General features: G+C 72.1%; 5 protein-coding genes. 2 read left to right on the top strand and 3 right to left on the bottom strand.

What is annotated here, in order from left to right:
- Positions 1-313 precede the first annotated feature (313 nt).
- Positions 314-817, top strand: coding sequence for a hypothetical protein (locus AB0J06_RS26275; RefSeq protein ID WP_357432343.1), 504 nt, complete (start codon positions 314-316; stop codon positions 815-817).
- A gap of 165 nt (positions 818-982) precedes the next feature.
- On the opposite strand, the gene AB0J06_RS26270 is transcribed toward AB0J06_RS26275, so the two are convergent.
- From AB0J06_RS26270 to AB0J06_RS26260, 3 genes are all read right to left on the bottom strand, one after another.
- A complete protein-coding gene (locus tag AB0J06_RS26270; protein ID WP_357432341.1) occupies positions 983-1,732 on the bottom strand; it encodes an ABC transporter permease in 750 nt (249 codons plus the stop codon).
- A 96-nt stretch (positions 1,733-1,828) separates the two neighbouring features.
- Positions 1,829-2,848 carry an SDR family oxidoreductase gene (locus AB0J06_RS26265; protein WP_357432339.1) on the bottom strand — a complete coding sequence of 340 codons (1,020 nt, stop codon included), beginning with the start codon at positions 2,846-2,848 and terminating at the stop codon, positions 1,829-1,831.
- Complete coding sequence (locus AB0J06_RS26260) at positions 2,848-3,291, bottom strand: SRPBCC family protein (protein ID WP_357432337.1); 444 nt, start codon at positions 3,289-3,291, stop codon at positions 2,848-2,850. The genes AB0J06_RS26265 and AB0J06_RS26260 overlap by 1 nt, the downstream gene beginning before the upstream one ends.
- A 60-nt stretch (positions 3,292-3,351) precedes the next feature.
- Here AB0J06_RS26260 and AB0J06_RS26255 point away from each other — a divergent pair.
- Positions 3,352-3,982 (top strand): HAD family hydrolase (locus AB0J06_RS26255; RefSeq protein WP_357432335.1); only part of this gene is annotated, 631 nt, incomplete at its 3' end.

Here is a 3,982-nt window from a genome sequence, read left to right as displayed (position 1 = left end):
CCGCTGCGGCGGAGAGTGCCTCTGCCTGGAGATCGTCGTTTGAGGCGCCCAGGCGCCAGTAGCCGGCGAAGGTCACCTGCCGGCGGTCCCGCGACCGCGCGGTGAGCGGGGGCCTCTACGCGGCGGCGATCGCCACCGCCCAGCGCGCCGTCTACCGCTGACGCGGCGGGTCACCCGTCCGGCCGATCCCGTCGATGCTATGGGCGGATCGTTATCTATCCGGGCGCAGCCGCCAACTGCTAAAAATCTTTCAAGGCCCGGCCCCTGTTTCGCAAGAAATTACCTCCATTTGCCTGCGACTCGGGAGATACCCATGTCAGCACCCCGCCGTCCGCTCCGTCGACGCGTTCTCACCATGCTCGTCGCGGCGTTCGCCGCCACCGTCACGGCACTGGGCTTCGCGACGCCCGCCTTCGCCATCACCCACTCCAGCGCCACCTCCCAGTTGCAGGGCGCCGGCATTACCTGGAGCTCCAGCGGCGGCTGCAGCGACCGGAACAAGCCCACCTGCACCTCGTTCGACGGGATCCGCCAGGCCACCATCACCGGGATCATCACCTTCAAGCGGGCCAGCGGCTGCGCCGTCAACATCACCGGCGGCACCGAGACCGGCCACGCGAGCGGCACCTACAGCCACTGGAACGGCTACAAGGTCGACACCAGCCTGAGCACCTGCATCGAGAACTACATCAAGGCCAACTACACGTACGTCGGGTACGTCTCCGGGTGGGGTTACCAGTACCGTGCCCCCTCCGGCAACCTCTACACCAAAGAGGGCAGCCACTGGGACGTTCTCTACTACACCTGCGGTTGCTGATCTCACGATCGACGGCAACGGGGGTGCGCCCGCCGGCCCGTCCGGCGGGCGCAGCTCGCGTTCCCCGGCCGGGAACTCCGTTCACCGGATACCGCACTGTCAGCGGATCTGCTGTCTCCCGGCGTCCGCACGCAGCACATCCCCGACATCGTGACGTCGACGGCGTCAGCGCGCGGCGGGACGCACCACGCCCGCCGCGACGAACTCGATGGTGACGATCGTGGCGGTCGCCTGCACGGCGAGCAGTCCGATCAGGACGAGCAGTTGGACCGCGCCGGCCTGCACCGGGCCCGCCCCGCCGAGCAGCATCCCGACGAAGGCGCCCGGAAGGGTGACCAGACCGACCGTCCGGGTCTGATCCAGCGCCGGCACCAGCGCCTGGGCCGCGCTGGGGCGGCACACCTCCAGCGCCGCGTCCCGCGGGAGCAGGCCGAGGGCGAGCCCCGCCTCGTACTCGCCGTGCCGGGTGCGCAGTTCGTCCAGGGCGCGGCGGCCGGCCAGTGACGTCGCCGTCATCGCGCCGCCGGTGAGGATCCCGGCGATCGGCAGGACGGTGATGCCGCGCAGCGGCACCAACCCCGACAGCAGCAGCAGCGCGAGAACCGGCGCGACACCGGCCGCGATCGCGGTGAAGGCGACGCGATGCCCCGCGCGCTCCCGGCTCACCCGCCGGCCCGCGGTGACGGCCGCGACCACGTACATGAGGGTCACGAAGACAGCCGTCAACGCCCCGGAACGGAGAACCACCGCGATGATCATGGAGACCGCGGCGAGCTGCAGGGCGGCCCGCAGCGACGCGGTGACGATCTGACGGTGCAGCCCCAGCCCGCCCGCGTACGCGACCAGCGCGGCGTACGCCACCAACGCGAGCAGGACCGTGGCCAGGAGCGGTCCGATCGGCAGGTTCGAGGTCACGCCACTGATCGTGCCAGCCCGCGAGCGCCCCCACCGCCGCCGCACCCCGCCGCGACGCCGGTCCCCCTTGATCGGCGCGGCGGCGCAGCCGGAGCGTCAGCGGCGGGCGCGGGCGCGGGCGACGGTGGCGAGCGTCCGGGCGGCCGCGCCGAGCCCGGCGATGAGCAGCCCCGCCGAGGGCTTGTGCGTCGCCGCCCACAGCTCCAGCGACCGGTCCTTCGCCCGATCGTCGAAGACGCCGTGAGCACCGCGGTCACGCTCCTCGTCCTCCGGACGGTCGAGGTTGTCCCGCCAGGTCGAGCGGTCGATCGGCGCGTCGGTCTGCTGAGCGTCGAACCCCATCGAGGAACGCGACAGCAGGCGGTCGAGCAGGCCGGGAGCGATCACGTCACCGATCCGCGCCTGCAGGGTCGGCCCGCCGACGTTCAGTTCGCGGGTGCCGTTGTCCGCCGCCCAGACGATGGCGTCCGCGGCCACCTCCGGCTGGAAGATCGGCGGTACCGGCTGCGGGTGGCGGGGCAGCCGGGTGCGGACCCAGGAGAACTGCGGCGTGTTGAGCGCGGGCAGTTGCACCATGGAGAGCGTGATGCCCGGGCACTCGTGCAGCAGTTCGGCGCGGAGTGAGTCGTTGAACCCCTGGATCGCATGCTTGCTGGCGCAGTACGCGGACTGCAGCGGAATGCCCCGGTACGCGAGCGCCGACCCCACCTGGACGATCGCGCCCCGCCCGCGCGGACGCATGTGGCGCAGCGCGGCGAGGGTGCCGTGCACCGTGCCCAGGTAGGTGACCTCGGTGACCCGCCGGAACTCGGCTGCCGTGATCTCCCAGACCGGCGCGAAGACGGAGACCATCGCGCTGTTGATCCACACGTCGATGCCGCCGAACCGCTCAGCGGTCGCGTCCGCGGCCCGCTGCACGGCGTCGGCGTCGGCCACATCCACCCGGTGGCTCACCGCATCGACGGCGCCGAGGGCGAGACAGTCCCGCTCGGTCGCCTCGAGCCCCGCACGCCCCCGCGCGATCAGCCCGATCTCGGCGCCGCGCCGGGCGTACGTGCAGGCCAGCGCGCGCCCGACCCCCGCGCTCGCGCCGGCGATCATCACCTTCTGCGCCATCAGACACCCCTGCCCCGGACCGCGAGGTCCGCCAGCCGGCGCAGCGTCTCGTGGTTGCGGTGGTGCAGCACGAGATCGTTCGCCTTGTTCCAGACGGCGCCCAGCGGCCCCGCCGAGAAGTTCTCGGCGAGGGTGACGCGGGTGCCCCCACCGTCCGCCGGCGCCAACCGGAAGACCACGGTGGCCTCGCCGGTCGGCCACACCCCGGCACAGATCGTGAGCTCGTGCGGCTCGTCGCAGGAGACGACCGTGGACTTGTCCTTCAGGGAGAACGGCCATGGACCGGCCTTGTGGTGCAGGCTCGCCCCGGGTCGCGGCCAGCCGTCGTCGACGTCGCGGATGTGCGCGGTGCCGACCACCCAGTCGCTGTACGTCCAGCCATCTTTCAACACGGCGAACACCCGCGCCGGCGGGACCGGAATCACTTTCTCGACGACTGCCACTGTGCGCCGTTACCCCCTCCTGACCAGCCCTAACGCGGCGTCCCGGCGGGGTTGACGGTGATGTTTACTCTCCCCTGCCCCGGGAACTCGCCCCCCGTGCAGAGCCAGCAGATCGCTCGGATTGGCGGCCTCTTCGATGCCGTGCTCTTCGACCGTGACGGCACCCTGGTGCGGGACGTTCCCTACAACGGTGAGCCGGCGAAGGTCCGTGCGGTGCCGGGTGCACGGGAGGCGCTGGACCGACTGCGCGCCGCCGGCCTGCGGCTCGGGGTCGTCACCAACCAGTCCGGCATCGCCCGTGGTCGTTTCAGCACGGATGATCTGCGGCGGGTGCACGCGCGGGTGGAGGAACTGCTCGGCCCCTTCGACACCTGGCAGGTCTGTCCGCACGACGACAGCGACGGATGCCGTTGCCGCAAGCCGGCGCCGGGCATGGTGCTCGCCGCCGCGAGCGCCCTGGGCACAACGCCGGGGCGGTGCGTCGTCGTCGGCGACATCGGCCGCGACATGACCGCCGCGGGAGCGGCGGGAGCAGCCGGGATCCTCGTGCCGACGCCGGTGACGCTGCCGCAGGAGGTGGCGGCGGCGCCGGCCGTCGCCGGTGATCTGCGTGGCGCGGTCGATCTGATCCTTCGACGTCAGCGAATGGTCGGTGGGGTTGCGGCGGCGGGCGCCCGGGTCGGGCGCCCGC

This window comes from Micromonospora sp. NPDC049679, assembly GCF_040659735.1.
Classification (GTDB): domain Bacteria; phylum Actinomycetota; class Actinomycetes; order Mycobacteriales; family Micromonosporaceae; genus Micromonospora_I.
This window is presented reverse-complemented; position numbering and strand designations above follow the sequence as displayed.